Origin of the sequence: Caulobacter sp. KR2-114 (assembly GCF_049446115.1) — a bacterium.
Classification (GTDB): domain Bacteria; phylum Pseudomonadota; class Alphaproteobacteria; order Caulobacterales; family Caulobacteraceae; genus Acaudatibacter.
This window is the reverse complement of the sequence record NZ_JBMSEC010000001.1, coordinates 651,463-677,645: the sequence shown is the minus strand read 5'-3', so window position 1 is coordinate 677,645 and position 26,183 is coordinate 651,463. Positions and strand designations below refer to the sequence as shown.

Sequence of the window (26,183 nt, the reverse complement as noted above, 5' to 3'; positions counted from 1 at the left end):
GATGAAGCTGGCATTGAAGGAGCGCCGGGCCGAGCCGGCGCCGGGCGGACGTCGCGACAATCGCGAGGGGCTGAAGGCCGCGCTGGGCCGCGCGCCCGTGGTGGCGGCGGTGGACCTGGGCGCCTCCAAGGTGGCCTGCTTCATCATGAAACCCGACGGCGTGCGCCGTGAAGACCGCACCCTGACCACCTGCGGCGTCGGCTACGTCCAGTCGCGCGGCATTCGCGGCGGCTCCATCGTCGACATGGACGAGGCCGCGCAGGCCATCGCCCAGGCCGTGGAGCGGGCCGAGACCGTCGCTGGCGTCAACGTGTCCGGCGTGACCGTGACCACCGCGGGCGGCCAGCTGGCCAGCCACCGTGTCGCCGCCCAGGTGTCGCTGGGCGCGCGGCCGATCACCGACGCCGACCTCGGCCGCTGCATCGGCCAGGCCCTGGCCACCCTGCGCCTGCAGGGCCGCCGCGCCATCCACCTGCGCCCCATCGCCTGGGCCGTCGACGGGCAGAAGGGGGTCAAGGACCCGCGCGCCATGTTCGGCCGCGCGCTTGGCCTGGAGCTGCTGGTCGTCTCCATGAACGAGGGCATGCTGCAGACGCTCGGACACTGCGTCGAGCGCGCCCACCTGAGCTTCGAGGGCGTGGTCGCCGCGCCGTTCGCCTCGGCCCTGGCGGCCCTGGAAGAGGACGAGATGGACCTCGGCTCGATCTGCATCGACATGGGGGGCGGCTCGACCAGCGTGGCGGTCTATTCCCAGGGCAGCCTGGTGCACGTCGACAGCCTGGCCGTGGGCGGGTCCCACGTGACCCAGGACGTGGCGCGCGGCCTGTCCACCTCGATCGCCGGCGCCGAGCGGATCAAGACCCTGCACGGCTCGGCCATCGCCTCGGCCAACGAGGACCGCGAGATGATCGAGGCGCCGCCGCGCGGCGACGATCCCGGCGCCGGCCCCGTGGTCGCCCCCCGGTCGCTGCTGAAGGGCATCATCGCCCCGCGGGTCGAGGAGACCCTGGAACTGCTGCGCGAGCGGCTGAAGGCTTCCGGCGCGCCGCTGGAGCCGGGCGCCGGGATCGTGCTGACCGGGGGCGCCAGCCAGCTGGCGGGCGTGCGCGAGGTGGCCGTGCGCGTGTTCGACCGGCCGGTGAGGCTGGGCCGGCCTCGCCGCGTGCCGCATCTGGCCGATGCGGCTTCCGGACCGGCGTTCTGTTCTGCGGCGGGCGTGCTGCAACGCGCCGCCTTCGGCCCGCGCGAGGCGGGCCCCAAGGTGCTGCAGGAGGCCCGCCAGGGCGCCAGCATCGACCCGCGCGCCAACGTCGTGGCCAAGGCCGCGGCCTGGCTGAGGGACAACCTCTAGGCGCTTTTATCGCGCGACTTGCCGATCGAGCTTCCGGCGCCCCGGCCACCAGGTCGGGGCGCTGTTCGTCTGTGCGCCACAGATACGTCGCCGCCGCCGCCCCGGCGGGCGCCAATAGCCTCAGATCATGGTTAATCCACAGCCGCGTTTGTTGCGTGCTTAAGCTTGCCGAACCGATTCGAAACCTGTGCTCAAGCCCCACATGGGGCGTCGGGTTAATCGGGCATGAAGAGATTTCTCTGCGCCATCCGGTCGCGCCCCCTCGCACAACCCCAATTCCGCCAACAATTTGCGGCCAGCTGGCGTCGACGGCGGGACGACTCAGCGTATGCAGTTAACCGACGCTTAAGGATGGTGGTCGTTCAGTTAATCCCATCGTCGAAGCAGCTCGTTGGCGGGTCACGGGCTGTGCTTTCCAAATTACGGCGGAGGACGCGGGGTCCAGATGACGTTCAAGGTTTTCGCACCGCAGACCAGGGAGCTTAAGCCCCGGATCGTGGTGTTCGGCGTCGGCGGCGCCGGCGGCAATGCGGTCAACAACATGATCGAGGCGGGGCTCGAAGGCGTCGAGTTCGTCGTCGCCAACACCGACGCCCAGCAGTTGGCCTTCTCGAAGACCGACAAACGCATCCAGCTGGGCATCCAGGTGACCCAGGGCCTGGGCGCCGGGGCGCACCCGGATGTCGGCATGACGGCGGCCGAGGAGTCCACCGGCGAGATCGGCGAGCACCTCGACGGCGCGCACATGATCTTCATCACCGCCGGCATGGGCGGCGGCACCGGCACCGGCGCCGGTCCGATCATCGCCAAGTGCGCCCGCGAGCGCGGCATCCTGACGGTGGGGGTGGTGACCAAGCCCTTCCACTTCGAGGGCCGCCACCGCATGCGCCTGGCCGATGCGGGCATCGCCGAGCTGCAGCGCTACGTCGACACCCTGATCGTCATTCCCAATCAGAACCTGTTCCGGGTCGCCAACGAGCGCACGACGTTCGCCGAAGCCTTCGGCATGGCCGACCAGGTGCTGCACGCCGGAGTCCGTTCGATCACCGACCTGATGGTGCTGCCGGGCCTGATCAACCTCGACTTCGCCGACGTCCGCACGGTCATGACCGAGATGGGCAAGGCGATGATGGGCACCGGGGAGGCGACCGGCGAAGGCCGCGCCCTGATGGCAGCCGAGAACGCCATCCAGAATCCGCTGCTCGACGAAGTCACGCTCAAGGGCGCCAAGGCCGTGCTGGTGAACATCACCGGCGGCCTGGACATGACCCTGCTGGAAGTGGACGAGGCGGCCAACGCCATCTCGGCCCAGGTCGATCCGGACGCAAACATCATCTTCGGCGCCGCCTTCGATCCGCAGCTGCAGAACACCATCCGCGTGTCCGTGGTCGCCACGGGCATGGACGGCGCCTCGATCTCGGCGATCGAGCCCAGCTACCGCCGCGTTGAGGCCGTCTCCCGCCAGCCGGAGCCGCGCTACGTCGAGCCGGTGGTCCAGGCCCCGCCGCCCGCGCCCGAGCCGATCGCCTATGTCGAGCCCGAGCCGGTCGTCGCCGTCGAGCCCGAACCGGTGTTCATGGAGGCCGAGGAGCCGGCGCCGAGCATGGTGTTCAACCCCGCGCCGGCGCCCGCGCCCAAGGTGTTCGAGCCGCTGCGCGCGACCGCCTATCGCACGGGGCCGGAGCCGACCGTCGACCAGGCCGGGTTTGCCTTCGATGAGCCGGCGCCGCAGCCGGTCCAGCCCGCGCCTGTGATGCAGGCGGCGCCCGAGCCGCAGATCGTGCAGCCGACTGTCAAGCGCATCGTCGACCCGTCCGTGGCCGACGACGAGGACGAGCCGCTGTTCCCCTCGACCCACTACGCCGAGGAGCGTCGGCCGCAGCAGCAGAAGGGCGGTTTCTTCAGCCTGTTCGGCGGCCGGCCGCGTCACGAGCCGCAGGCCGCAGCAGGTCCGAGCATGACCTCTCGCCCGATGGGGGGGGCCCAGCCGGCGATGGACCTGCATGAGGATCCGGAGGCCGAGTCGAACGAGGATCTCGAGATCCCGTCCTTCCTGCGTCGCCTCGCCAACTGAGTGGCGCCTGGTTTTCAGTACCGCCCTGAGTGACTTGGGCGCAGTGTCGCGTAATGCTTAGCGTACCCGCGTAAGTTTCGCCCCGGCCTCAGCGCCGGGGCGTTGCTTTTGGGGTGCTTGTATTTTCCAATGAATTCAACAGGTTTTGGGAAACAATCCGAAACCGGAGTTGTTTTGAGGGCCTTCGGGGCGCACCCTAGACCGCACGTCAGGGGCGACTGGCGGCCTGGCCGCCGCCGTTGTGGAGTCTGACCGCTTGTCGCCTCGCCTTGCTCCCGATCGGCAGCACACCCTGACCGCCCCGGCCCAGTTCCGTGGCGTGGGCATCCACACCGGCCTGATGGTTTCGGTGGAGGTGCGCCCGGCGGAAGCCGACAGCGGCATCGCCTTCCTGCGCACCGACATCGATGACCGGGACGCCCTGGTGCCGGCCCGCGGCGAGGCCGTCTGCCGCACCCAGCTGGGCACCGTGATCAGCAACGCCGCCGGGGTGACCGTCTCCACGGTGGAGCACCTCATGGCGGCGCTGTCGGCGCTGGGCATCGACAACGCGGTGGTGGCGCTGGACGGCCCGGAAGTGCCGATCATGGACGGCTCCTCGCAACCCTTCATCGAGGCGCTCGACCGCGCCGGTCGCCGCCCGCAGGCCGCCGCGCGCCGCTACCTGGAGGTGCTTGAGCCTGTCGAGGTGGTCGAGGACGACAAGCGGGTGACGCTGTCGCCGTGCGACCGATTCGAGATGGCGTTCGAAATCCTGTTCGACAGTCCCGCGATCGGCCGCCAGCAGGTGGACCTGGCGCTGGACGAGTCGGTGTTCCGCCGGGAACTGGCCGACTGCCGGACCTTCGGCTTCTTCCACGAGGTCGAGCAGCTGCAGGCCGCTGGCTTCGCCCGCGGCGGTTCGCTGGACAATGTGGTGGTGATCGACGGCGACACGGTGATGAACCCCGAGGGGTTGCGCCGTCCCGACGAATTCGTGCGGCACAAGGCGCTGGACGCGGTCGGCGACCTGTATCTGCTCGGCGCGCCGCTGTTCGGCCGCTACGAGGGCGTCTACGCCGGCCATGGGCTGAACAACGCCGTGGTCCGGGCGCTGCTGGCGCGGCCGCAGGCCTGGCGGCTGATCACCCTGCCCACCGAACTGGCCGAGGCCGGCTGACCCTGGCGCCTGCGGCGGCGGGACGCCCGTCGCGGCGTTTGCGCCGCCCGGCGGACAGTGTAGAACCTCCCGGGCGCTGGGGCGCGCTTTGACATTCGAGGTGATCTTTCGTGCTTTCCAGATCCTGGGGTCGTCCGGCCGTCCTGCTGACCCTTGTCGCCGCCCTGGCCGTGACCGGCTGCGCCAGCAAGAAGAAGCACGCGACCCTGGCCTACGAGGAGCGCCCGGTGGAGGTGCTCTACAACGTCGGCGCCGACCGGCTGGACAAGCACCGCTGGAGCGAGGCGGCCGACTATTTCCGCGAGGTCGAACGTCAGCACCCGTATTCGGAGTGGTCGCGCCGGGCGATCCTGATGACCGCCTATGCCCACTACCAGGCCAACAACTACGCCGAGGCGATCGCCGATTCCGAGCGGTTCATCTCGCTCTATCCGGGCAATCCGTCGACGGTCTACGCCTACTATCTGAAGTCCATCTGCTACTTCGAGCAGATCGTCGACGTCGGCCGCGACCAGGGCTTCACCGAGAACGCCCAGGCGGCGCTGCGCGAGGTGATCAAGCGCTATCCCGACAGCGAGTACGCCGCCGACGCGCGGCTGAAGATGGACATGGTCGCCGACCAGCTGGCCGGCAAGGAAATGACCATCGGCCGCTACTACCTGCGCAGCGGCGACACCATCGCCGCCATCGGCCGCTTCCGCACGGTGGTCGACCGCTACCAGACCACCTCGCACACCCCCGAAGCCCTCTACCGCCTGGTGGAGGCGTATCTGACCGTCGGGCTGCGCGACGAGGCGGTGCGCAACGGCGCCGTGCTCGGCTACAACTATCCGGGCGACATCTGGTACCGCGACGCCTTCAACCTGTTGAACTCCAAGGGCCTGCGTCCGGCCGTCGTTCCGGCGGCCGCGGCTTCGCCCCTGCCGCGGCTGCTGCCCCGGTTCGGCAAGCACAAGGACGACACCCTGATGCCGCCGGCTACGACAGCCCCCGGGCAGCCGGCCAACAAGGCGGCCAAGAAGGGCGATTTCATGCACGGCGTTCTCGGGCTTTAAGCGGCCGCGATTTTCGGCGATCCTGCGGCACGTTTCGTGAACGGGCGACTCGCCGCCCGCACGACGGGAGCCTGTTGAGTAACCGGCCATGCTGATCGGCCTCGGTGTCCGCGACGTGGTGCTGATCGAGAGCCTGGACCTCGCGTTCGGGCCTGGCCTGACTGCGCTCACCGGCGAGACCGGGGCCGGCAAGTCGATCATCCTCGACGCCCTCGGCCTGGCGCTGGGGGCGCGCGCGGACGCCGGCCTGGTCCGGCGCGGCGCCGCCCAGGCGGTCGTCACCGCCATCTTCGCCCTGCCGGCGGACCACGCCGTGTTCGCCGCCCTCGACGAGAAAGGGCTGGAGTACCATCGCGACGAGGACCTGATCCTGCGCCGCACCCTGTCGGCCGACGGACGCTCGCGCGCCTTCGTCAACGACCAGGCCACCAGCGTGGCGGTGCTGCGTGAGCTCGGCGCGCTGCTGGTGGAGGTGCATGGCCAGCACGAGACCGTGGGTCTGCTGGACGCGCGCACGCACCGGCCGCTGCTGGACGCCTTCGGCGCCGTGGCGCCCGAACTCGCCGCCGCCGCCGAGACCTGGAGCGCCTGGCGCGCCGCGCGCGAACGGGCCGCGACCCTGCGCGCCGACCAGGACCGTGCGGCGGCGGAGACCGAGGAACTGACCCTGCGCCTGACCGAACTCGACCGGCTGGACCCGAAGCCCGGCGAGGAGACGGCGCTGGCCGAGCAGCGCGCGCTGCTGGGCGCGGCGGAAAAGGCGCTGGGCGAGATCGCCGCCGCCCGCGACCACATGGGCGGCGAGGCGGTCACCAGCCGCCTGGCGCAGGCCTTCCGCGCCCTGGAAAGGGCTCGCGAACGCACTATCCAGGCGGGCGCCAGCCCCGATCATGGGGCGGGCAAGCTGATCGCCGACGCCGCCGAGGCGGTGGACCGCGCCCTGATCGAGGCGACCGAGGCCGTCGGCGCCATCGACGCCGCCGCCGCTGCCTTCGACTTCGAGCCGGACGAGTTGGAGAAGGCCGAGGAGCGCCTGTTCGCCCTGCGCGGCATGGCCCGCAAGCTGGGCGTCGCGGTCGAGGATCTGTCCGCCACCCGGGCCGGATTCGCCGCCCGCCTGCTGGCGATCGAGTCGGTGGGCGAATCCCTGGCCGCCGCCGAGCGCGAGGAGGCGGCCGGCCGCGCGGCCTATCACGCCGCCGCCGCCGCCCTGACCGCCGCGCGCCGCGCCGCCGGCGACCGGCTGGCCGAGGCGGTGCAGGCCGAACTGCCGCCGCTGAAACTGGACAAGGCGCGCTTCCGGGTGGCTGTCGAACCGCTGGCCGAGGATCGCTGCGGCCCGGCCGGCGCCGACCGTGTGGAGTTCGAGATCGCCACCGTGCCGGGCGCGCCGTTCGCGGGCCTGGGCGCCATCGCCTCCGGCGGCGAACTCGCCCGCTTCGCCTTGGCGCTCAAGGCCTCGCTTGCCTCGCGCGGGGCCGGCCGGGCGGTGGGCGAACAGCCGCTGATGATCTTCGACGAGGTGGACCAGGGGGTCGGCGGCGCGGTGGCCGACGCCGTCGGCCTGCGCCTGCGGCGGCTGGCCGCCGAGGCCCAGGTGCTGGTGGTCACCCACAGTCCGCAGGTGGCCGCCCGCGGCGACGCCCACTGGCGGGTGTCCAAGGCCGGGGAGGGCGAGGCCCTGCGCACCGGAATCGCGGTGCTGTCGGCCGGCGCGCGCGAGGAGGAGATCGCGCGCATGCTGTCGGGGGCCGAGATCACCGACGCCGCGCGGGCCGCCGCCAGGGCGCTGATGGGCGCCTGACCACCCGCCGCTTCGCGCCCCTTGCGTCTGATGACACGAGCATCTTCGCGCCCGCCCCGGAGCGCGCTAAAGCTCGTCCATGCCTGAGCCGCTGAAACCCGTCGACGCCCTCACCGAAGCCGAGGCGCTGGACGAACTGACCGCCCTCGCCGACGAGATGTCGGCCCACGACATCCGCTACTACCAGGACCAGACCCCCTCGATCAGCGACGAGGCGTACGACGCGCTGAAGGTGCGCAACGCCGCCATCGAGGCGCGCTTCCCGCACCTGGTGCGCGACAACTCGCCGTCGCTGCGGGTGGGCGCCGCCCGCGCCTCGCAGTTCGCGCCGGTCGAGCACGGCGTGCCGATGCTGTCGCTGGACAACGCCTTCTCGGACGAGGACGCCCTGGAGTTCGACGCCCGCATCCGCCGCTTCCTGCGCCTGGAGGAAGAGGTCCGCTATACGGCCGAACCCAAGATCGACGGCCTGTCGGCGTCGCTGCGCTACGAGCGTGGCGTTCTGGTGCGCGGCGCCACGCGGGGCGACGGCCGGGTGGGCGAGGACGTCACCGCCAACCTGAAGACCATCAAGGAGATTCCGCATCGGCTCGCGGGCTCCGGCTGGCCCGACCTGATCGAGATCCGCGGCGAGGTGTACTTCCGGCACGAGGACTTCGCCGCCCTGAACGCGGCGGCCGAGGCGGCGGGGCAGAAGACCTACGTCAACGCCCGCAACTCCGCGTCCGGCTCGCTGCGCCAGATCGACCCCCAGATCACCGCCCAGCGCTCGCTGCGGTTCTTCGCCTATGCCTGGGGCGAACTCAGCGCCCCGTTCGCAGAGACCCAGACCGAGGCGCTGGCGAAGCTGGCCGACTGGGGCTTCCGGACCACCGCCGAGACCCGCACCGTGGCGGGCGCCCAGGGGCTGCTGGAAGCCTATGCCCGCATGGCGCAGATCCGCCCGACGCTCGGCTTCGACATCGACGGCGTGGTCTACAAGGTCGACCGCCTGGACTGGCAGCAGCGCCTGGGCTTCGTCTCCCGCTCGCCGCGCTGGGCCATCGCCCGCAAGTTCCCCGCCGAACAGGCGCGCACCCGGCTTGAGGCGATCGACATCCAGGTCGGCCGCACCGGGGCGGTGACCCCCGTCGCCCGGCTTGCGCCCGTGCTGGTGGGCGGGGTCACCGTGGTCAACGCGACGCTGCACAATGCCGACGAGATCGCCCGCAAGGACATCCGGGTCGGCGACACGGTGATCCTGCAGCGCGCCGGCGACGTGATTCCGCAGGTCGTGGGCGTGGTGCTGGAGGCGCGGCCGGCGGACGCCGTCCCGTTCGACTATCCCACCCACTGCCCGTGCCCGCTGCACACGCCCCTGGCGCGCGACGTCCAGGGGGAGGACGCCGAGGGCAACCCGATCTACGGCGTGGTGCGGCGCTGCACCGGCGAGTTCGCCTGTCCGTTCCAGCGCATCGAGCACCTGATCCATTTCTGCAGCCGCCGGGCGTTCGATATCGAGGGCCTCGGGATCAAGCAGCTGCAGACGTTCTTCGACGAGGGTCTGATCAAGGCGCCTGGCGACATCTTCCGCCTGGCCCGCAACGAGAGCGTGCTGGCGGCTCTGCGCGAGCGCGACGGCTACGGCGAGACCTCGGTGCGCAACCTCGTGGCCAGTATCGAGGCGCGCCGCCGTATCCCGCTGGACCGGTTCATCAACGCGCTGGGCATCCGCCATGTCGGCGAGACCACGGCGGTGGTCCTGGCGCGCGGCTACGGGGACAAGGACGCCTTCCTGGAAGCGATGCACAAGGTGGCGGCCGGCGACGCGGAGGCGATCCACGAGCTGGACGCCCTCGACCAGATCGGCGAGGCGGTAATCGAGGCGGTGGCGGCCTATTTCTCGGAGGAGCACAACCTCGGCCTGGTGAACGACCTGGTCGCCCAGCTGGACATTCAGCCGGTCGCCCGGCCGAAGACGGACACCGCCGTGGCGGGCAAGACCGTGGTGTTCACCGGTTCGCTTGAACGGATGACCCGCGACGAAGCCAAGGCCCAGGCGGAGGGGCTGGGAGCCAAGGTGGCCTCGTCGGTGTCGAAGAAGACCGACATCGTGGTCGCCGGCCCCGGCGCCGGCTCCAAGCTGAAGACCGCCACCGAGCTGGGCGTCCAGGTGATGACCGAAGACGAGTGGCTGGCGATGATCGGGGTGACGACGGACGGCCAGGCCGACGGCTGAGCGGCTTGCCCAGCGCGCGCACGTTCGACAATCTCACGCCATGCGGGATTGCGGAGGGCGCATGCGGCAGGCGTTTGCGGTGAAGCGTGCATGTCGCCGGCTCGCCCTGGCGCTTGTCTGCCTGTTCTCCGCGGGGACGGTATTTGCCGCAGACCCTCCGCCGGATCCGGATGACCTCATCCCTGCGCCCCCGGGGCCGCCACTCTCCGATCCGCGGCTCATGCAGCGCACCTTCGTCACCCTTGCCGACGGCCGGCGAATCCACGCGGCCTGCATCGGCCGCGGCAGCCCCACCGTGCTGTTCGAACAGGGCGGTGAGGCCTCGATCCTGAATTGGCAGCAGGTGCAGCCGGCGATCACCGCCCTGACCCGCACATGTTTCTACGACCGCGCCGGCTTCGGCTACAGCGACCCGCCGCCGGGCCAGATCACGGCCGTCACCGTGACCGACGACACTCGCGCGATCCTGGCCGCCCTCCACGTGGAGGGGCCGATCGTGATCGTCGGCCACTCGATCGGCGGCTTCTATGGGACCATCTATGCGCAGCGATTCCCGGGCGCGGTCGCCGGTCTCGTGCTGGTCGACCCCGGCTTCGGCGGCCAGGTGCAGCCGCGCGACCAGGCGCAGAAGGACACTTGGCTGCGCAACATTCGCCCGGCCGAGGCGCACCTGCTGGAGTGCGCCGACCTGGCCCGGCAGGGGCGTCAGCACATCGGCGAAGAGCACGGCTGCATCCGCTACCGCCCGGCCAAGTCGCCGGCGGAGGCGGCCTACCTCAGCTACATCGTCGAGCACCCCTACTGGTACGAGGCGGAATACAACCAGTCGCGCAACTACTTCATCGCCGACCAGGGACTTAGCGAGGACACCCAGGAGTCTCAGAGGGTCGCTCGCCCGCTGGGCGACATGCCCCTGGTGGTGCTGACGTCGGAGTTCACGCCCATGGGCGCCTGGATGGACGAGGCGTTGCGGCGGCAGTTCCTGGGCGACTGGCGGGCCGGTCACGACCGTATCGCCGCCCTCTCGACCCGCGGCGTGTCCCGCATCGTCCCGGGTTCGACCCACTTCATCCAGCTGTCCAGACCTCAGGCGGTGGTCGACGCCATCACCCGGGTGGTCGAAGACGTCCGGCGCGAGCGACGCTGACGCCGCCGTTCGCCTGGAGCCGGCGAGGACGATGAATGGCTGGCGATGATCGGTGGCGGAGCGGAGCCACCCGCCGGGTGACGCCGATTGATCCGGCGCAAGGGCGGCAGGTGCGACCTGTGCTGAGGTGAGGCGTCGGCTCCCGGGCCGCCGCCTGACCCTCGCCGGACGCTTGCCATGGTCCCTGTTCCCCGCCGCCGCCGCGGCCTCGTCATCCTGGGCGCGACGGCCGTGGTCCTGGCCGGAGCGGGCGCCGCCTGGTTCGCGGCCACGCGGCCGCCGCCGGTGCGCTATCTCACCCGTCCGCTGGCGACCGGTGACGTGGTGCGCACGGTCAGCGCCACCGGCACGGTCAATCCGGAAGTCACCACCGTGGTCGGCAGCTATGTCTCCGGCGTCGTGAAGTCGCTGTCGTGCGACTACAACACCCGCGTGCGCGCCGGGCAGGTGTGCGCCCGCATCGATCCGCGGCCGTTCCAGGCGACCTTCGACCAGTACAGCGCCCAGCTGGCCCGCGACCAGGCGATCGCCGCCAAGGACCGCGCCAACCTCGCCCGGTACCAGACCCTGCTGGCCCAGGACTCCATCGCCCGCCAGCTCGCCGAGGACCAGGCCCGGCAGGTGCAGCAGGACGCCGCGACCGTGCGGCTGGATCAGGCCCTGGTGCGCGGGGCGAAGCTGAACCTCGGCTACACCAGCATCGTCTCGCCGGTGAGCGGCACGGTGGTGTCGCGCAACGTCACCCAGGGCCAGACCGTGGCCGCCAGCTTCCAGACCCCGACCCTGTTCCTGATCGCCACCGACCTGACCCGCATGCAGGTCGACACCAACACCAGCGAGAGCGACGTCACCGGGCTGAAGGTCGGGGCCAGGGCCAGCTTCACGGTCGATGGCTGGCCGCAGCGCGTGTTCCACGGGGTGGTCAGCCAGATCCGCCAGTCGCCTCAGACGGTGCAGAACGTGGTGACCTATGACGTGGTGATCACCGTCGGCAACCGCGACCTGGCGCTGATGCCGGGCATGACGGCGGCCGCGCAGATGGTCTCGGCCGAGCGCGAGGGCGTGCTGCGCGCGCCCAACGCCGCGCTGCGATACGCCCCGAAGACCGCGGCCGCCGCGGCGGGCGGCGGGCCCCGGGTCTGGGTGCTGCGGGACGGCCGGCCGGTGGCGGTGGCGGTGAGGACGGGTCTGGCCGACGACGCCTTCACCGAGATTTCCGGCGGCGGACTGAAGGCGGGCGATGCGGTGATCGTCGGCGAGGGCGCCGCGACGGGCGGCGGGACGCGGCGCACGGCGGCCGCGCCGCAGCCCAGGCTCTGAGTCCATGGCCGAGCCGGTGATCCGGATCGAGGGGCTGAGCCGCGCCTTCGTGCTCGGCGATGTGGAGGTGCAGGCCCTGCGCAGCGTCGACCTGACCATCGAGGCCGGCGAATTCGTCGCCATCATGGGCGCCTCCGGGTCGGGCAAGTCGACGCTGATGAACATCCTCGGCTGCCTCGACCGGCCGAGCGCCGGGCGGTTCCTGTTCGAAGGCGTCGACGTGGCCGGCCTCGGTGAGGTGGCGCTGGCCAGGATCCGCGGCGAGCGACTGGGCTTCGTGTTCCAGAGCTTCAACCTTCTGCCGCGCACCAGCGCGCTGGAGAACGTCGCCCTGCCGCTCTATTACGCCGCCTCGGGCCCGGTCTCGCGCGCCGAGCGCCTGGCCCGCGCCCGCGAGATGCTGGCGCGGATGGGCCTGGCGGATCGCGAGCGCAACAGTCCCGGCCAGCTCTCCGGCGGGCAGCAGCAGCGGGTCGCCATCGCCCGCGCCCTGATCAATCGGCCGCGCCTGCTGCTGGCCGACGAGCCCACGGGCAACCTCGACACCCGCACCTCGCACGAAATCATGCAGACCCTCACCGATCTCAACCGGCGCGAGGGGGTGACGGTGGTGGTGGTGACCCACGAGCCGGACATCGCCACCTATGCCGACCGCGTGGTGACCATGCGCGATGGCCAGATCGTCTCCGACGAGCGCAAGCCCGCCGCCGCGCCGCGACCCGAGGCCGCTTTGCCGGTCGAACCGCCGTCGCCCCCCGCCGAGGACGGCGACATGCTGGGCTTCGCGGCGATGATCGTGGCGGCGGCGGCGCAGGCGATCTTCCGCAACCGCATGCGCTCGATCCTGACCATGCTGGGGGTGTTCATCGGCGTCGCCGCGTTGATCGTGATGGTGGCCGTGGGCCAGGGCGCCAACCAGGCGGTGCGAAAGCAGATCGAGGGCCTGGGCTCGAACCTGCTGGTCGTGCTGCCCGGCGCGGCGCGGACCGGCGGCGTGCGCGGCGGCTTCGGCAGCGCCAGCACCCTCACCGTGGCCGACGCCAAGGCGATCCAGCGCGAGGACCCGGCGGTGGCCGAGGTCGGCTATCTGATCCGCCAACAGGGCCAGGCGCAGTACGCCGGCCGGAACTGGCAGACCACCCTGCAGGGGGTCAGCGCCAACTATCCGCCGATCACCAACTGGCGGATCGCCGAGGGCCGCGAACTGACCGCCGACGATGTCGATCGGGCCGAGCCGGTGGCGGTGATCGGCCAGACTCCGGCGCGGCAGCTGTTCGGCCCCACCGAGACGCCGGTCGGCGCGACGATCCAGGTCAAGAGCGTGTCGCTGCGGGTGGTCGGCGTGTTGGCGGCCAAGGGGCAATCGTCATTCGGCCAGGACCAGGACGACCTGATCCTGATGCCGTTCACCACCGCCGAGCGCAAGGTGCTGGGCGTGGCCGCGCCCAGCCAGGCGACCTCGGCGATGAACTGGCCCTACCAGGCGCCGCCCAACCCCTACGGCCTGCAGCCGCGGCTGACCGGCTACGCCAACCAGTTGTTCGTCCAGGCGGCCAGCCAGGCCCAGGTGGCCGAGGCGATCCGACAGGTCACGGCCACCCTGGCGCGGCGTCATCGCATCCGCCCGGGCGCCGTGAACGACTTCGACGTGCGCAATCTCAGCCAGTTCGCGGAGACCGCCGAGGGATCCAGCCGGATCATGGCCCTGCTGCTGGCCGCGGTGGCCTCAATCTCGCTCCTGGTGGGGGGGATCGGCATCATGAACATCCTGCTGGTGTCGGTGACCGAGCGCACCCGCGAGATCGGCCTGCGCATGGCGATCGGCGCCCAGCGGCTGCACGTGCTGCTGCAGTTCCTGGCCGAGGCGGTGTTCCTCGGGGTCAGCGGCGGCCTGGCCGGGATCGTCATGGGCGTGGTGGTCTCGGCCCTGGTGTCGCTGCTGTTCGGCTGGCCCGCCCCGGTCTCGCCGGCGGCGGTGCTGGGCGGCTTCCTGTTCGCCGCCGGCGTCGGCGGCTTCTTCGGCTACTACCCCGCCCGCAAGGCCGCCCGCCTCGATCCGATCACCGCCCTGCGTTACGAATAAGCCGCCCGGCCCGGCGCTCGCCCGGCGGTCCCGGGCGGGAGGCGGACTCGTGCCGGCCGCGCCCGGGCGCCTCAGCGTCGCGATTCCAGGGCCTCGCTCAGCGCCGGATCGCCCAGCAGCGCGGCGAGGCTGCGCGCGCTTTCCCCCGCGGCGTTGCGGCGGTCGGGGTTGGCGCCGTGGCGCACCAGCAGGGCGGCCAGCGCCGCATGGTCGGCGCGGGCGGCGGCGATCAGGGCGGTCTCTCCTTTGGCGTCGGGGGCGTCGATGCGGACGCCGCCGGCAATCAGCCGGCGCGCCTCGGCCAGGTCGCCGGCCGCGGCGGCGGCCCGCAGCCGGGCGGCGGGATCGGACCGTGAGGCCTCCGCCCCTGACGCCAGCGCGCCGCCGGGAGCGGCCGCCTCGTTGCGGGCGAAGCCGCTCGAGACGGCCGGCGCATCGGCCCCGGACGTGGGTCTCGATCTCTCCTGGCGGCTCGAGCGACGCTCGGCCGTCACCACCAGGGTGTCCGCCGGAGACTGATCGGGCTGGGCGACCGGCGGCGCCGGTGCGGCGGCGGCCATGGGCGGTGGCGGTGGCGGTGGTGGAGGCGGGGGCGCCGGCGGCGGGGGCTTTGGCGCCATCACCGGCGCGGGCTCCATGGCGGGCGGGGCCGGGGCCAGTCGTGGCGAGACCGGCGGCGCGATCGGCAACGCCTTGGCCGCGGGCGACACCGGCGGCGCTCCGACAGGCGACGGCGTCGCGGGCGTCAGGCTCACCTTGCCGCCGGCTTCGGTCGCTGCAGCGGGCGACGGCGCGGCGCGCGGCTTGACAAGGGCGGGCGCCGTCTCGGCCGGGGCGACGTCCGCCCGGCGTTGCGGCAGCGGCCGGTAGATCTGCGTCACCATGAAGATGCTCAGGCCGACGACGCTGGCAGCCGCCAGCCAGCCGCCCCAGCGGCCGACGGTCCGCCTTGGCCGCGGCGCGGCCGGCGTTTCCGCCGGCGCGGCGGCGGCCACCGCCGCCAGCACCCGCGCGCGCCGCTCGGCCCGGGCCTGGCGCGACTCGGCGTCGTCGCTCAGCATCGCCTCGGCCCGCACATAGGCGTCGTCGACCGGATCGGGCATGTCGTCTTCCGGGCGCTCAGACATGGGCCACCCCGCTCAGGGCCGCGCGCAGCCGGGCGCGGGCGTAGCGCAGCCGGCTCTTGGCGGTCTCCACGGCCACCCCGGTGGCCTGGGCGATCTCTTCCAGCGACAGGCCCCCTTGCGTGAACATCACCAGGGCGCCGCGCTGCTCCAGGGGCAGGGCGTCCACCGCGCCGACGATGCTCTGCGCCAGCTCGCGCGTCTCCACCTGCCAGGCGGGGGAAGGGCCGGGGTCGGGGACCATCATCGCCGCATCGTCGTCGCCCACGCCCAGGGGAACAACCTTCTGGCGCCGGAAATGGTCCAGCACCTTGCGCCGGGCGATGGTGAACAGCCAGGTGCGGAAGCCGGCCCGCGCCGGGTCGAAGCCCGCCGCCCCGCGCGACACCGCGATCCAGGTTTCCTGGTGCAGGTCCTCGGCGGCGTCGGCCTGGGCCGGCCCCAGCAGGCGGCGGATGAAGCGGAAGCATGGCTGGTCCCAGCGGTCGTACAGCCGCGCGAAGGCATGCGGATCGCCTGCGACGTGGGCGCGCAGCAGGTCGGCGTCGTCGTCCGACTCCGCCGCCATCAGCGCCCACCCGCGTCGCAGGACGGCCCCATGCGCCTAGGGCTCGTCCGGCGGGTCGGGCACGTAGCCGCCGTCGTCGGGGTCCTGGGGGAACGGCCGGGGATGGCGCGGCGGCTCGGCATGGCGCGGTATGACACCCCGTGCGGCCAGATTCGCATAGGTGTCGTATTCGATCTGGCGCGTGAACTGCGGCCAGGCGGTCTCGCACTCGAAGGGTTCGGTGTGGGTCACCGACCACTCCCGCGCCCCGTGGCCGGTGCCCAGCCGCTCGTCGCGCGGCTCGTCATAGACCTCGCCCCCGGGCGCGGCGCGGGCCATCGGCGCGGCGCGGCTGCCGGCCGCGGACGGGGGCGGCGCGGGCGCGGGCTGCGCCGGGGGCGGGGCCTTGGCCGCGAACGGCGCCCGCCGCGCGCTGATCGCCGCCTCGTCGTCCACCGGCGGCGGTGGCGGTGGCGGGGGTCGGCGGCGCTCGTTGAAGACGGCGATGCCGATCACCCCCACGTCGGCCGGCCGTCCGGTGCGCGCGGCGTAGGATTGCGACAGCGGCGCGAAGGTGAAGGCCGCCACCTCGGTGTCGGACTTGCGCCAGCCGGTGATGTCGTAGCGCTCGTAGGGTCCGAAGATATAGCCGCGCTGGTCCGCGCCGGCGGTCTCGCCGCTGAGGATGTTGACCCCGTCCACCGACATCACCACCAGCACCCGCCGGCCGGTGTGGTTGACCACCCTCAGGCCATAGCGCGCGCCGGGCCGTCCGGCGACGTACAGCCGCCCGTCATGGCGCCACAGCGGCAGCACCCGGCCGCTGTCGCGGTCGACCACCCGCAGGTCCACCGGGTCGGCGTGCGCGCAGGTCCCCGCCGCCACCGCCGCGGCCCCCACGCCCACCGCCCCCAGGATCGCCGCCGCCAGGGTCCTGCGGCTCACCGTCGTCGCCATCTGCGCCTCCATTGCTCGGCCCGCCGTGGGGCCGGTTCATGCAGGAGTACGCAGGGGGCGGGCGGACGGGGTTAGACGCCGCTTCACCCCGCGCCACGAAAGTGCGCTAGCCTGCGGCGATCCGGAGGGGAGCCCAGCCATGGTCGAACACGCCGCGCACCAGCGCCTGAAGGAACGCGAGGCGATCGGGCCGCATCTGACGAAGCACGAGCGGATGGGCTTCAACGGCCGGGTGGCGCTGCTGATCACCAACGCCGTCGGCACCATGTGGTGCGCCTACGCCTTCGCCGCCCTGGCCCTGGTCAGCCTGCCCGAGGCGATCCGCGGCGGCGTCGCCACCCTGATCGCCTGGATCGCCCAGACCTTCCTGCAGCTGGTGCTGCTGTCGGTAATCATGGTCGGCCAGAAGGTGGCCGCCGCGGCCTCCGACAAGCAGGCCCTGCAGACTTACAGGGACGCCGAGGCCCTGCTGAAGATGCAGGACGAGATCCATCGCCTGATCGAGGTCAACAACACCCTCACCGCCGAGATCCACCAGGTGGTGACCGCCAAGGGCGCGGGGTAGGGCGCCGCGCCGCGCCCTCACCCCTCACGCACCCCCATCGTCGCCCGCTTCGCTTTGGCGACACTTCCCCCACCCGAGGCGGGGGAAGAGGATCCGCCTACCCCGCCTGCACCAGCGCCGCCTCCAGCTCGGCGGTGTGGCTGCGGGTCTTCAGCAGCGGCAGCAGCTGGCGGCCCTGGCGCTCGATCTCCTGCAGGTAGGGGGTGTCGGACAGCACGAAGTGGGTGACGCCCAGGTCCTGGTACTTCTTCAGCGAGCGGGCCACGTCCTGCGGCGAGCCGACCAGCCAGGTGGCGCCCGCGCCGCCGCCGCCGAACTTGCCCGGGGCGGTGTAGAGGTTGTCGTCCAGCACGTCGCCGCGCGCCTGCAGGTCCAGCAGGCGTTGCTGGCCCACGGCCACCCAGCGGCGGTGATCCTGCCAGCCTTCGCCGCGGGCCTTGGCCATATCCTCGACCTTGCCCTCGGCATAGGACCAGGCCGCCTCGGTAGTGTCGCGCACCACGGTGGTGATGCGCAGGCCGAACTCCAGCGGCGGCAGGTCGCGGTCCAGGTCGCGGCTCAGCCGCTTCAGCCGGTCGATGCGCGCGGCGATGTCCTCCAGCGGCTCGCCCCAGAACAGCTGCACGTCGGACTCGGTGGCCGAGGTGCGCTCGGCCGCCTCGGAGGCGCCGCCGAAATAGAGCCGCGGATGGCGCCGCTCGCCCCGCGGGGTCAGGCGCGGCTGCACCGTCGAGCCGGCCACCTGGAAATGCTCGCCGGCGAAGGTCACGTCCTCCTCGGTCCACAGCCGCCGCACCAGGCGCATGAACTCGCGCGTGCGGTCATAGCGCTGGGCCTGGTCGCCCTCGGCGTCGCCATAGGCGGCCAGGTTGTCCTGGCCGGAGACGATGTTGATGCGCACCCGCCCGCCGGTCAGCTCGTCCAGCGTCGCCGCCGCCGAGGCGAAGTTGGCCGGCCGCCAGTAGCCGGGCCGGATGGCGATCAGCGGCTCGAAGGTGGTGGTGCGCGCGGCGAGCGCCGCGGCCACGGTGAAGGTGTCCGGCCGGCCCCAGCCGGAACCGATCAGCGCGCCCTTCCAGCCGTTGTCCTCCAGCGCCCGGGCGTGACTGGTCAGGGTCTCCAGGCTCGACGGGGCCGCATCGACGGTGTCGCCGCGGTGGCCGGGCTGGATTTGGTTGGGGATGTACCAGAGGACTTCGGGATCGCTGCTCATGCCAAACCTGTGCTGGACTGGAGGAAACGGGTTGAGCGGCAGCGCGGCCCCCGCCGCTCGCCGGGCCTTCCTATCGCTCCAAAATCCTATCAACAAGATTGGATTTGAAATCCAGCGCGCCGCCAAGGCTGAGAATTCCTGAGGCAGCTGTGAGCAAAACCGGTCTTCTCCATATCATATCTAGTTGATAGGCGGGACGTGCATCGCCAAGGGAGCCCCGCATGACCGTCCACGCCAGGATCGCGCCAGAGACTGCTGCGCCAGAAGACGGGGGGCCAGAAGACGGGGGGGCAGAAGACGGGGGGCCGAAAGACGCCGCCCCCGTGGCCCGCCGCCTCGCCGACCGCTACGGCCTGGGCGGGGGCGAGGCGGACGCCACGGCGCCGAACGGGCCCCAGCTTGACTGGACGCCGCCGGCCTGGAACCCGACCCTGGACCTGATCCTGTCGCACCGCTCGGTGCGCCGCTTCCTCGACCGGCCGCTGCCGGACGGCGTGCCCCAGACCCTCGCGGCGGCCGCGCAGTCGGCCCCCAGCTCGTCCAACCTGCAGACCTGGAGCGTGCTGGCCGTCACCGACCCCGAACGCAAGGCGCGGCTGTCGAGACTGGCCGGCGACCAGGCCTTCATCCGCCAGGCCCCGCTGCTGCTGGTCTGGCTGCTCGACCAGCACAGGCTGCGCTACGTAGGCCGGGCCCAGAACCGCCCGGTCGAGGCGCTGGACTATGTGGAGAGCTTCCTGCTGGGGGCCGTCGACACCGCGCTCGCCGCCCAGAACGCCACCGTGGCCGCCGAGTCCCTGGGCCTGGGCGCGGTCTATGTCGGCGCGATCCGCAACCGCCCGGCGGAGGTCGCCGCCGAACTGGACCTGCCGCCGCACGTGGTCGCCGTGGTCGGCATGGCCGTCGGCTGGCCCGATCCCGACGCCGGCCTGGAGGTCAAGCCGCGCCTGCCGCAGGCCGCGGTGCTGTTCCACGAGACCTACGCCTGGACCGACGCCCAGACCGCTGCGGTCGAGGCCTACAACCCCCGCATCCGCGCCTTCCAGCAACGCCAGGCCATGCCCCAGCAGGACTGGACCACCCAGGCCCTCACCCGCACCGCCGGCCCCGCCTCCATGGCCGGCCGCCACGTGCTGCGCGAAGTGCTGGGCGGGCTCGGGTTCGAGCTGCGGTAGGCAGCCGTCGGCGTTGGGGTAGTCTCAGGTGCGCCACAATCGGAAAAGGCTTTCACCTGGGACCTGGCTCGGCATCAGTGTCAGCCGCCTCAGCCAGACGCCTTGGCGAAGGCGGCGTCAGCCGAACTCCAGTTGATGATCTTCATGAAGGCGTCGACGTAGGCCGCGGCCTTGGCCCCGTAGTCGATGGCGTAGGCGTGTTCATACATGTCCAGGGCCAGCACCGGCGTCGATCCCGCCAGCGCCATGGTGTGGTCGGCCGCCCATTGGTTGACCAGGCGGCCGTCACGGTGACTCCAGGTCAGCAGCACCCACCCGGACCCGCCGCCGAGGGCTTTGCCCATCGCCGAAAACTCGCCGCGCCAGCGGTCCACGCTGCCGAAGTCACGCTCGAGGGCGGCCGCCAGCTTTGGCCCCGGCTGCGAGGGGGCGCCCAGCCCGGCGAAGTAGACCTCGTGGAGGATCATCGAATTCCAGGCGATCAGTTCCTCCCGCTTGAGGCCGTTGATCCGGTAGCCAGGTGCGGTTGCTGGGTCGAGGCCGGCGAACTCGGCGCTGATCGCGCCGAGACGCTTCACCGCCCCGAGGTAGTTGTTGTCGTGGTGGCTGATCAACAGCTTGTCGGACAGTCCGGCGATGCTGCCTGGATCGAACGGCAAGGCCTTGGGCGTGGGGCCGAACGCGGGAGGTGGCTGCGCGTGCGCCGACCCCGCGGCGATCAGGGCGCCTGCGCCCAGCAGGGTGGCGCTCGCCATGAGATGACGGCGGTCCAACAGGGGTTCTGACATGGGAGGTCTCCGGGCTTGCTTGGGGGATTGGGGTCGGGGTCAGGCGCCCGCCTTGCGCGCGGCGCGAGCCGCCAGGCGCAGTCGTGTTGTCTCCGCCAGGGCGTCTGGGGCTTCCGCCGGGATAGGGAACACCGAGCTGACGTTGATCTCGCAGAGCACGTAGCTGTCGTCGCCCTCAGGGGTTTTCGGACCGAGCAGGAAGTCGGCGTCCCAGATCACCGGCAGGGTGTCGGGGGGGATGGCGAGACGCTTCGCCATGGCCGGTATCCAGTCGCTCTCCATCAGGGCCCGCAACCGCTGGAAGCGTGGATCGTCGGCCGCCGAGTAGAGCCTGGGCGACGACGGGCCATCCTCCGGCCCCGCCAGCGCCCGCACGAACTGATGGCCGAAACCCGCCACGCGGTCTCCGGCCACGTAGCATCGAACCATGCCTTCGAGGTGTCGCGGTTGGAACGCTTGGTCGACCAGGGGTTCGCCGCCTTCGAAGTCCGCCTGGCGCTCGGCCATGAAGGTGTCCAGCGGCACGACGTGCGGCGCTCCGCCGCTCCTGGCCTCCTTGACCCGTACGGTCGCGCCATCCAGGCCTTCGACCTTCCAGACGCCGATCCCGCCGTTGCCGCGGTTGCGCTTCAGGACGCGTATGCCTGTGGCCAGCCGGGCTGGAAACGCCGCCCGGAAACTCGGCTCATCCTCGTAGAGCGCCACGTCAGACCCCCAGTCCAGGTCGCGGGTCCTGTGGAGGACAGCCTTGACGCCCATCTTGGCGGCGATGTCGGGATGAGTGCTGACGAACACGCCCGCGCGCGCCACGTCGCGCAACAGGCCGTCCAGGGCGTTTCGCCTGGCGCCGGTCGCTGTGGAGATGGGATCAACCCACACCAGTACGCCGTCCATTGCCAGGAGCTGATTTCGAACCTCATCGGTCAGGTCCTCCGACCAGACCGCCGGCTCGGCGCCGATCCCGCAATGCGCCAGGGCTTCAAAAATGGAACTCAGCCGGCTGGACTCGGCCCGCGCTGCGTCGCGCGCAGGGCGGTCACCGCGCCACAGAATGGCGACCTTGCTCTTGCTGCTGATGGCCATGTCTCGCTCCCGTCCAACCTCGCGGATGAACTCACAGGAGCGGGTCTTGGACGGCGAACCGTCTTGGCCGGGCGCCCGCTGAGGCCCGACCCTCACTGTCTAGCCCCGACGCGGTGGTTTGAACAGGCCGTCCAGGACGGCTGCGCGCGAAAGACGCCACCCGCCAGATCGGGACCGGCCGCTCCTGCGGGCTGCTGCTCGCGAGCAAAGCTCATGGCTCCCTCAACCGCGCGTGCGTTCGCCGCCGGGATGGGGCAACGTCGGCCTGCAACCCCATCTTCGCGCAGGCGTCCCATGCCCCCCTTCGTGCCCAAGGACTTCGTCATTCCCGCCGCTCTGGAGACGGCGGACTTCCGGATCCGGCAGCTGCGGATCAGCGACGTGGTCAAGGACTACGATGCGGTGATGACCAGCGAGGCGCACCTGCAGGGGGTGTTCAGTCCCACCGGCCGCTGGCCACGCGGCCTGACCTTCGAACAGGACCTGATCGACCTCGGCTGGCATCACAAGGAATTCCAGCAGCGCCGCTCGTTCGCCTACACGGTGATGAGCCTGGACGAGACCCTGTGCCTGGGCTGCCTGTACATCGATCCCACCGAGCTGGCCGGGTACGACGCCGAGGCCTTCTGCTGGATCCGCGCCAGCCATGCGGCGGCGCTGGACGGGCCGCTCTACGAGACCCTGCGCGGCTGGCTGGCCGAGGCCTGGCCGTTCAAGGCGGTGGCCTTCCCTGGGCGCGCGCCGACCTGGGCGGAACTGGCCGCCGCCGGCGGCTGAGCGTCCCGGCGCCGCCCGCTCAGTCCGCGGCGGCGAAGTGCGCCAGCTGGTCGGCCAGGGCCTTGGCGAAGGCGGGACGGCCGGTGGCGCGGGCCAGATAGGCCTGGCAGGCGGGGTGGTCCTTCAGCGCGCCGGCGCGCTCGGGCAGGCGCAGCACGTCGGCCATCAGGATGTCGGCGGCCGAGAACGGCCCGGCCAGCCACTCGCGCGCCGCGACCACCGGCTCCAGACGCTGCAGCCGGCTGGTGAAGAACTGGTCGAAGCGGGCCTTGGCCGGCCCGTGCGCGGTCTCCTCGGCCATGCCCAGCAGCCACCAGGGCAGGCTGGCCATCTCCACGGAGTTCAGCGCCGCGAACAGCCAGCTCAGCGCCTCGGCGCGGGCGGATTCCCCGGCCGGCAGCAAGGCGTCGGTGCGCCCGGCCAAGTGTAGCAGGATCGCGCCGCTCTCGAACAGCGACACGGCCCCGTCGGTCAGCCAGGGGACCTGGGCGAACGGCTGGTGCGCCACGTGCTCGGGCCCGCGCTCGCGGAACGGCGTCGTCGCCACGCGGTATGGCAGGGCGGCCTCCTCCAGCGCCCAGCGGATGCGCAGGTCGCGCACATAGCCGCGCGGCATCTCCGGAACCCAGTCGTAGGTCGTCAGCACCAGCTCGCCCATCGCGCCTCTCCCATGGCCGCCTCCGGGCCTTGGCGATCAGCCGGGCGCCGGTATTTGGGCGATCATCTCAGAGTTCGCGGCCGGGCGCGCGCCTGAAGGCGGCCGCTGGCTATCGCGTCCAGACGCTGCCGCCGAATCCGCCGCTGGGGGTGACCATCACGAACCGATCGGGTCCTTCGATGCGCAGCACCAGATCGCCGCTCGAATGCACCGCCGCGCCGGGGCGATCCTGGAAGTGGCCGATGATCCGGTCGCCCTCGATGCGGCCCTCGAAATCGTTGATGAAAGTGCGCCCGCCATCGCCGGACACGCCGGTCCAGCGGATGCGGTCGCCGTCCTGGCGCACGACGTAGCGGCCGCCATCGTTGCCCGACCACACGCCGGAGAGGGAGACGGCCGGGCGGGCGTCCTCGCGGCGCTGCTCGACCGATCCGCCGGTGGGATAGCCCCAGGCGCGGATGAAGCCGGCGCCGCCGCTGCCGCCGTTCTGGCACAGATGCCCGCGCTCGAGCTGGAAGCGATATTGGCCGGCCTGCAGGTCGGCGTCCGGCGTGTCGCGGGCCTCGCACCAGGCGCCCTGGTAGGGATCGCAGTCGCCGCGGGTCAGCACGCCGCCGCCGACCTGGCGACCGTGCAGGCTGACGGTGTAGCGGACCTCCCGCTCGCCCGGCTGCCAGTTGTACCACAACGAAATCCGCGACAGCCGCACCGACTGGCCTAGATCCAGGGTCGCCGTGTCGGTGAAGCCGCAGCCGCCCGTGTTCCAGGTGTCGGCCAGCTGCACTTCGCTGACGGGCGGCGTCTGCGCCTCGCGATGGGTTCGATCGGGGCCGCCGTGATCGCGGTCGGCCCGATCGCCGATCACCGCTCGCCACACCCAGCCGGGCTGGTACCAGGAGGCCGTGCCGACGATGGTGCGGCCGTCGGCGGCGAGGGTCCCGGTATAGGTCCCGCCGGCCGGGCCGGACACGCCGTCGCGGCGGAAGGTCACCTGCCCGCCGGCTACGCCGACCAGACGGATCACGTCGTGCGCCTCCTGGCCCTGGCGGTTGCGCCAGACGGCGTCGAAGGTGTCGGTGCCCGGACGGCGGGTCCAGGTTCCCACCCAGGCGCCGTCCAGCTCGTCGATCGCCAGCCGGTCGCCCAGCATGTCAGCGGTCAGGACCGGGCCTCCGTGGTCGCGGTCCGGACCGCGGTCGCCCCGGTCTGGCGTCGAGCGATCGGAAGCGGAGCGATCGGGGGTGGAACGATCGGGGGTGGAACGATCGGGGGTGGAGCGATCGCCGGTGGGCGACGGCGGGATCGGCGCCTGGTCCGAGGGCGCCGGCCCGGGATGGAAGCTCTGGTCCGGATCGTCCTGCGCCGAGGCCGCGCCGGCGATGGCGCCGGCGGCGATGAGAACGGCGAGCACGGCTTTCATCGGGGCGCTCCAGACGGTGTTGTCGCCGCTGTTGCCTAGGCGTCGGAAGCGTCAGGGGCCTTGAGCGAGATCAACGCGTCCGCGCCCGTCCCGCGACACACACCAGACCAGGAGCCGACATTCGGAGCTGGCGATGAAACGACTGGCAGCGCTCGCGGCCTGCGGCCTGGTCCTGGCCCCCTCGACGCCGGCCCTGGCCTGGGGCTCGACCACCACAGGCGGCGTCTGGCCGGCGAAGTTCAACACCCACGCCTGCCTCGACAGGATGGCCTACGCCTTCCTGGAAAAGGACCCGGCGTTCCAGGGCGCGAAGTTCCCGGCCCTGGCCGACATCCTGGCGCACGAGGGCGCCGACGTGATGCAGAGGGGGCCGGGCCCGGACGCCAAGGGCGCCAGCGACTATTCCCTGCACTGGTACAACCCGCGCAACCAGGAGGGCCATGCGCCCCAGGGCGTGGCGGCCAACTACCTGCCGCTGGCCTATGGCCAGCAGGGCCGCGAGAAGGCCGCGGCCTGGGCGGCGCACTTCCTGGCCGACGCCCACGTGCCCTACCACATCAACGGCGAGTACGCCGCCGACCTTCGCGCCCAGGTGAAGACCAGTCCCGATCATGTCGTGCTCAGCGAGCGGGTCACCGGCGACCGCGGGGTGTTCGGCCGCTCGTACAATGTGGCCGGCGTCATCGGCGGCTCGGCCCACAGCGAGGACTTCACCGCCGAGGCGCACCGCTTCCTGGACTCGGCGGGAAGCGATCCCAAGCTCGACTGGTTCGACCCCTGGTTCTGGAACGGATCCACCGACACGGCCTCGTATGTCTCCTCCAGCCACGTGCTGTGGGAGGGCCTGCGCGCGCCGGAGTGCCCGAGCAATCCGGTGTCCCAGTACAGCGTCTACTGGACCGGCAACCCGCAGACCCAGTTCGGCGACCCGACGGCGCAGCTCACCGCGGCGGTGGGGGCCTTCACCATCGCCATGGCCACCGACGTGCGGGACAACGCCGCCGTGCGGCTGAACAGCGCCGGCGTCGAGGAGGCGATGGCGGCGGAATCCATCGCCACCCTCTGGCGGGCGTCGTTCTCGGCCCTGCGCACCAACGCCCTGATCAAGTTCGACCCCACCACGCTGAACGATCCGCGGCAGACGCCGGTGGCCGACATCCGCGGCAAGCTCGGCAACGTCGCCCCCGAGACGGCCCGCCAGGTGCAGATGCGCCTGCGGGTGGTCAGCGGCCCGTGCCGGGTGATCGACGCCCGCGAGGTGCAGCCCTACGGCGACCTGCCCAGGAGCACGGTCGGCTTCGGCGCCTGGAAGCTGCAGGTTGCCGGCGCCTGCCGCCTGTCGGTCGAGGCGATCGGCCGCTACTACAACACCCCGGATCTGCAGCTGGCCTGGCGCAACCTCACGGTCAGCCCCCCGGCCGCGGCCAGCCCGCCCAGCAGCGACTGCAACTGCAAGCCCGGCGACATGATGTGCCAGACCCTCTGCCGGCACGACCCGGGCAAGCCGCCGCAGCCCAGCAGCAACCCGACCCCCACGCCGACGCCCACGCGAAAGCACTGCACCACGCCGAATTGCGTCGAGCCCGTGGACGAAGAATAAGGAAGCCTCCACGCCCCGCACCCGAACGTAAGTTTCGGTTGACGCGCAGCGCGGCCGCGGGCCTC

The 26,183-nt window shown here is 71.8% G+C and carries 21 protein-coding genes; 13 read left to right on the top strand and 8 right to left on the bottom strand.

What is annotated here, in order from left to right; translation table 11 throughout:
• Nucleotide 1 precedes the first annotated feature (1 nt).
• The 9 genes from ftsA to ACO2Q3_RS02950 all read left to right on the top strand — a co-directional run bounded on the left by ftsA (nt 2) and on the right by ACO2Q3_RS02950 (nt 14,211).
• Nucleotides 2-1,351, top strand: coding sequence for a cell division protein FtsA (gene ftsA / locus ACO2Q3_RS02990; RefSeq protein WP_423304935.1), 1,350 nt, complete (start codon nt 2-4; stop codon nt 1,349-1,351).
• A 445-nt stretch (nt 1,352-1,796) separates the two neighbouring features.
• Nucleotides 1,797-3,425 carry a cell division protein FtsZ gene (gene ftsZ, locus ACO2Q3_RS02985; RefSeq protein WP_423304934.1) on the top strand — a complete coding sequence of 543 codons (1,629 nt, stop codon included), beginning with the start codon at nt 1,797-1,799 and terminating at the stop codon, nt 3,423-3,425.
• A 256-nt stretch (nt 3,426-3,681) separates the two neighbouring features.
• Nucleotides 3,682-4,584, top strand: coding sequence for a UDP-3-O-acyl-N-acetylglucosamine deacetylase (gene lpxC / locus ACO2Q3_RS02980; RefSeq protein WP_423304933.1), 903 nt, complete (start codon nt 3,682-3,684; stop codon nt 4,582-4,584).
• A gap of 110 nt (nt 4,585-4,694) precedes the next feature.
• Nucleotides 4,695-5,639, top strand: a complete 945-nt coding sequence (locus tag ACO2Q3_RS02975) for an outer membrane protein assembly factor BamD (RefSeq protein ID WP_423304932.1) — start codon at nt 4,695-4,697, stop codon at nt 5,637-5,639.
• Between the two features lie 88 nt (nt 5,640-5,727).
• Complete coding sequence (recN, locus tag ACO2Q3_RS02970) at nt 5,728-7,443, top strand: DNA repair protein RecN (RefSeq protein WP_423304931.1); 1,716 nt, start codon at nt 5,728-5,730, stop codon at nt 7,441-7,443.
• Between the two features lie 79 nt (nt 7,444-7,522).
• Nucleotides 7,523-9,661, top strand: coding sequence for an NAD-dependent DNA ligase LigA (gene ligA, locus ACO2Q3_RS02965; RefSeq protein WP_423304930.1), 2,139 nt, complete (start codon nt 7,523-7,525; stop codon nt 9,659-9,661).
• 220 nt (nt 9,662-9,881) lie between these two features.
• Nucleotides 9,882-10,808, top strand: coding sequence for an alpha/beta hydrolase (locus ACO2Q3_RS02960; protein WP_423304929.1), 927 nt, complete (start codon nt 9,882-9,884; stop codon nt 10,806-10,808).
• A gap of 177 nt (nt 10,809-10,985) precedes the next feature.
• Nucleotides 10,986-12,128, top strand: coding sequence for an efflux RND transporter periplasmic adaptor subunit (locus ACO2Q3_RS02955; RefSeq protein ID WP_423304928.1), 1,143 nt, complete (start codon nt 10,986-10,988; stop codon nt 12,126-12,128).
• Nucleotides 12,129-12,132: 4 nt separating this feature from the next.
• Nucleotides 12,133-14,211, top strand: a complete 2,079-nt coding sequence (locus tag ACO2Q3_RS02950) for an ABC transporter permease (RefSeq protein WP_423304927.1) — start codon at nt 12,133-12,135, stop codon at nt 14,209-14,211.
• Between the two features lie 71 nt (nt 14,212-14,282).
• Here the strand turns inward: ACO2Q3_RS02950 and ACO2Q3_RS02945 are convergent, their stop codons facing one another.
• Genes ACO2Q3_RS02945 through ACO2Q3_RS02935 form a run of 3 tightly spaced genes read right to left on the bottom strand, consistent with a single transcriptional unit; the run spans nt 14,283 to nt 16,839 of the window.
• On the bottom strand, nt 14,283-15,338 hold the full coding sequence (locus ACO2Q3_RS02945) for an ankyrin repeat domain-containing protein (RefSeq protein ID WP_423304926.1): 1,056 nt from the start codon (nt 15,336-15,338) through the stop codon (nt 14,283-14,285).
• Nucleotides 15,331-15,903 (bottom strand): sigma-70 family RNA polymerase sigma factor, encoded by a 573-nt coding sequence (locus ACO2Q3_RS02940; protein ID WP_423304925.1) that lies wholly within the window; start codon nt 15,901-15,903, stop codon nt 15,331-15,333. Before ACO2Q3_RS02940 ends, ACO2Q3_RS02945 begins: the two co-directional genes overlap by 8 nt.
• 36 nt (nt 15,904-15,939) lie before the next feature.
• Nucleotides 15,940-16,839 (bottom strand): hypothetical protein, encoded by a 900-nt coding sequence (locus ACO2Q3_RS02935; RefSeq protein WP_423304923.1) that lies wholly within the window; start codon nt 16,837-16,839, stop codon nt 15,940-15,942.
• Nucleotides 16,840-16,978: 139 nt separating this feature from the next.
• On the opposite strand from ACO2Q3_RS02935, the gene ACO2Q3_RS02930 reads away from it, so the two are divergent.
• Entirely contained in the window at nt 16,979-17,404 is a 426-nt protein-coding gene (locus ACO2Q3_RS02930; protein ID WP_423304922.1) for a hypothetical protein, read from the top strand.
• Between the two features lie 97 nt (nt 17,405-17,501).
• Here ACO2Q3_RS02930 and ACO2Q3_RS02925 read toward each other — a convergent pair whose 3' ends face one another.
• Entirely contained in the window at nt 17,502-18,617 is a 1,116-nt protein-coding gene (locus ACO2Q3_RS02925; protein ID WP_423304921.1) for an LLM class flavin-dependent oxidoreductase, read from the bottom strand.
• Nucleotides 18,618-18,940: 323 nt separating this feature from the next.
• On the opposite strand from ACO2Q3_RS02925, the gene ACO2Q3_RS02920 reads away from it, so the two are divergent.
• Nucleotides 18,941-19,792 carry a nitroreductase family protein gene (locus ACO2Q3_RS02920; RefSeq protein WP_423304920.1) on the top strand — a complete coding sequence of 284 codons (852 nt, stop codon included), beginning with the start codon at nt 18,941-18,943 and terminating at the stop codon, nt 19,790-19,792.
• An 89-nt stretch (nt 19,793-19,881) separates the two neighbouring features.
• Here the strand turns inward: ACO2Q3_RS02920 and ACO2Q3_RS02915 are convergent, their stop codons facing one another.
• Nucleotides 19,882-20,580: a superoxide dismutase gene (locus tag ACO2Q3_RS02915; RefSeq protein WP_423304919.1), complete on the bottom strand. Its 699-nt coding sequence runs from the start codon at nt 20,578-20,580 to the stop codon at nt 19,882-19,884.
• A 39-nt stretch (nt 20,581-20,619) separates the two neighbouring features.
• A complete protein-coding gene (locus tag ACO2Q3_RS02910) occupies nt 20,620-21,663 on the bottom strand; it encodes a Cj0069 family protein (RefSeq protein WP_423304918.1) in 1,044 nt (347 codons plus the stop codon).
• A 294-nt stretch (nt 21,664-21,957) separates the two neighbouring features.
• Here ACO2Q3_RS02910 and ACO2Q3_RS02905 point away from each other — a divergent pair, with 294 nt between their 5' ends.
• On the top strand, nt 21,958-22,440 hold the full coding sequence (locus tag ACO2Q3_RS02905) for a hypothetical protein (RefSeq protein ID WP_423304917.1): 483 nt from the start codon (nt 21,958-21,960) through the stop codon (nt 22,438-22,440).
• A 19-nt stretch (nt 22,441-22,459) separates the two neighbouring features.
• On the opposite strand, the gene ACO2Q3_RS02900 is transcribed toward ACO2Q3_RS02905, so the two are convergent.
• Both ACO2Q3_RS02900 and ACO2Q3_RS02895 read right to left on the bottom strand, forming a co-directional pair.
• On the bottom strand, nt 22,460-23,098 hold the full coding sequence (locus ACO2Q3_RS02900; protein WP_423304916.1) for a glutathione S-transferase family protein: 639 nt from the start codon (nt 23,096-23,098) through the stop codon (nt 22,460-22,462).
• A 109-nt stretch (nt 23,099-23,207) separates the two neighbouring features.
• Nucleotides 23,208-24,518, bottom strand: coding sequence for a hypothetical protein (locus tag ACO2Q3_RS02895; RefSeq protein ID WP_423304914.1), 1,311 nt, complete (start codon nt 24,516-24,518; stop codon nt 23,208-23,210).
• A gap of 133 nt (nt 24,519-24,651) precedes the next feature.
• Between ACO2Q3_RS02895 and ACO2Q3_RS02890 the strand changes: the two genes are divergently transcribed.
• Nucleotides 24,652-26,118 carry a hypothetical protein gene (locus ACO2Q3_RS02890; RefSeq protein ID WP_423304913.1) on the top strand — a complete coding sequence of 489 codons (1,467 nt, stop codon included), beginning with the start codon at nt 24,652-24,654 and terminating at the stop codon, nt 26,116-26,118.
• Nucleotides 26,119-26,183 lie beyond the last annotated feature (65 nt).

What these genes read in the sequence shown, in the direction of transcription:
- ftsA (WP_423304935.1), top strand. Translation starts at nt 2, where the DNA reads ATGAAGCTGGCATTGAAGGAGCGCCGGGCCGAGCCGGCGCCGGGCGGA.
- ftsZ (WP_423304934.1), top strand. Translation starts at nt 1,797, where the DNA reads ATGACGTTCAAGGTTTTCGCACCGCAGACCAGGGAGCTTAAGCCCCGG.
- recN (WP_423304931.1), top strand. Translation starts at nt 5,728, where the DNA reads ATGCTGATCGGCCTCGGTGTCCGCGACGTGGTGCTGATCGAGAGCCTG.
- ligA (WP_423304930.1), top strand. Translation starts at nt 7,523, where the DNA reads ATGCCTGAGCCGCTGAAACCCGTCGACGCCCTCACCGAAGCCGAGGCG.
- ACO2Q3_RS02960 (WP_423304929.1), top strand. Translation starts at nt 9,882, where the DNA reads ATGCAGCGCACCTTCGTCACCCTTGCCGACGGCCGGCGAATCCACGCG.
- ACO2Q3_RS02955 (WP_423304928.1), top strand. Translation starts at nt 10,986, where the DNA reads ATGGTCCCTGTTCCCCGCCGCCGCCGCGGCCTCGTCATCCTGGGCGCG.
- ACO2Q3_RS02950 (WP_423304927.1), top strand. Translation starts at nt 12,133, where the DNA reads ATGGCCGAGCCGGTGATCCGGATCGAGGGGCTGAGCCGCGCCTTCGTG.
- ACO2Q3_RS02945 (WP_423304926.1), bottom strand. Translation starts at nt 15,338, where the DNA reads ATGTCTGAGCGCCCGGAAGACGACATGCCCGATCCGGTCGACGACGCC.
- ACO2Q3_RS02940 (WP_423304925.1), bottom strand. Translation starts at nt 15,903, where the DNA reads ATGGCGGCGGAGTCGGACGACGACGCCGACCTGCTGCGCGCCCACGTC.
- ACO2Q3_RS02935 (WP_423304923.1), bottom strand. Translation starts at nt 16,839, where the DNA reads ATGGCGACGACGGTGAGCCGCAGGACCCTGGCGGCGGCGATCCTGGGG.
- ACO2Q3_RS02930 (WP_423304922.1), top strand. Translation starts at nt 16,979, where the DNA reads ATGGTCGAACACGCCGCGCACCAGCGCCTGAAGGAACGCGAGGCGATC.
- ACO2Q3_RS02925 (WP_423304921.1), bottom strand. Translation starts at nt 18,617, where the DNA reads ATGAGCAGCGATCCCGAAGTCCTCTGGTACATCCCCAACCAAATCCAG.
- ACO2Q3_RS02915 (WP_423304919.1), bottom strand. Translation starts at nt 20,580, where the DNA reads ATGTCAGAACCCCTGTTGGACCGCCGTCATCTCATGGCGAGCGCCACC.
- ACO2Q3_RS02910 (WP_423304918.1), bottom strand. Translation starts at nt 21,663, where the DNA reads ATGGCCATCAGCAGCAAGAGCAAGGTCGCCATTCTGTGGCGCGGTGAC.
- ACO2Q3_RS02905 (WP_423304917.1), top strand. Translation starts at nt 21,958, where the DNA reads ATGCCCCCCTTCGTGCCCAAGGACTTCGTCATTCCCGCCGCTCTGGAG.
- ACO2Q3_RS02900 (WP_423304916.1), bottom strand. Translation starts at nt 23,098, where the DNA reads ATGGGCGAGCTGGTGCTGACGACCTACGACTGGGTTCCGGAGATGCCG.
- ACO2Q3_RS02895 (WP_423304914.1), bottom strand. Translation starts at nt 24,518, where the DNA reads ATGAAAGCCGTGCTCGCCGTTCTCATCGCCGCCGGCGCCATCGCCGGC.
- ACO2Q3_RS02890 (WP_423304913.1), top strand. Translation starts at nt 24,652, where the DNA reads ATGAAACGACTGGCAGCGCTCGCGGCCTGCGGCCTGGTCCTGGCCCCC.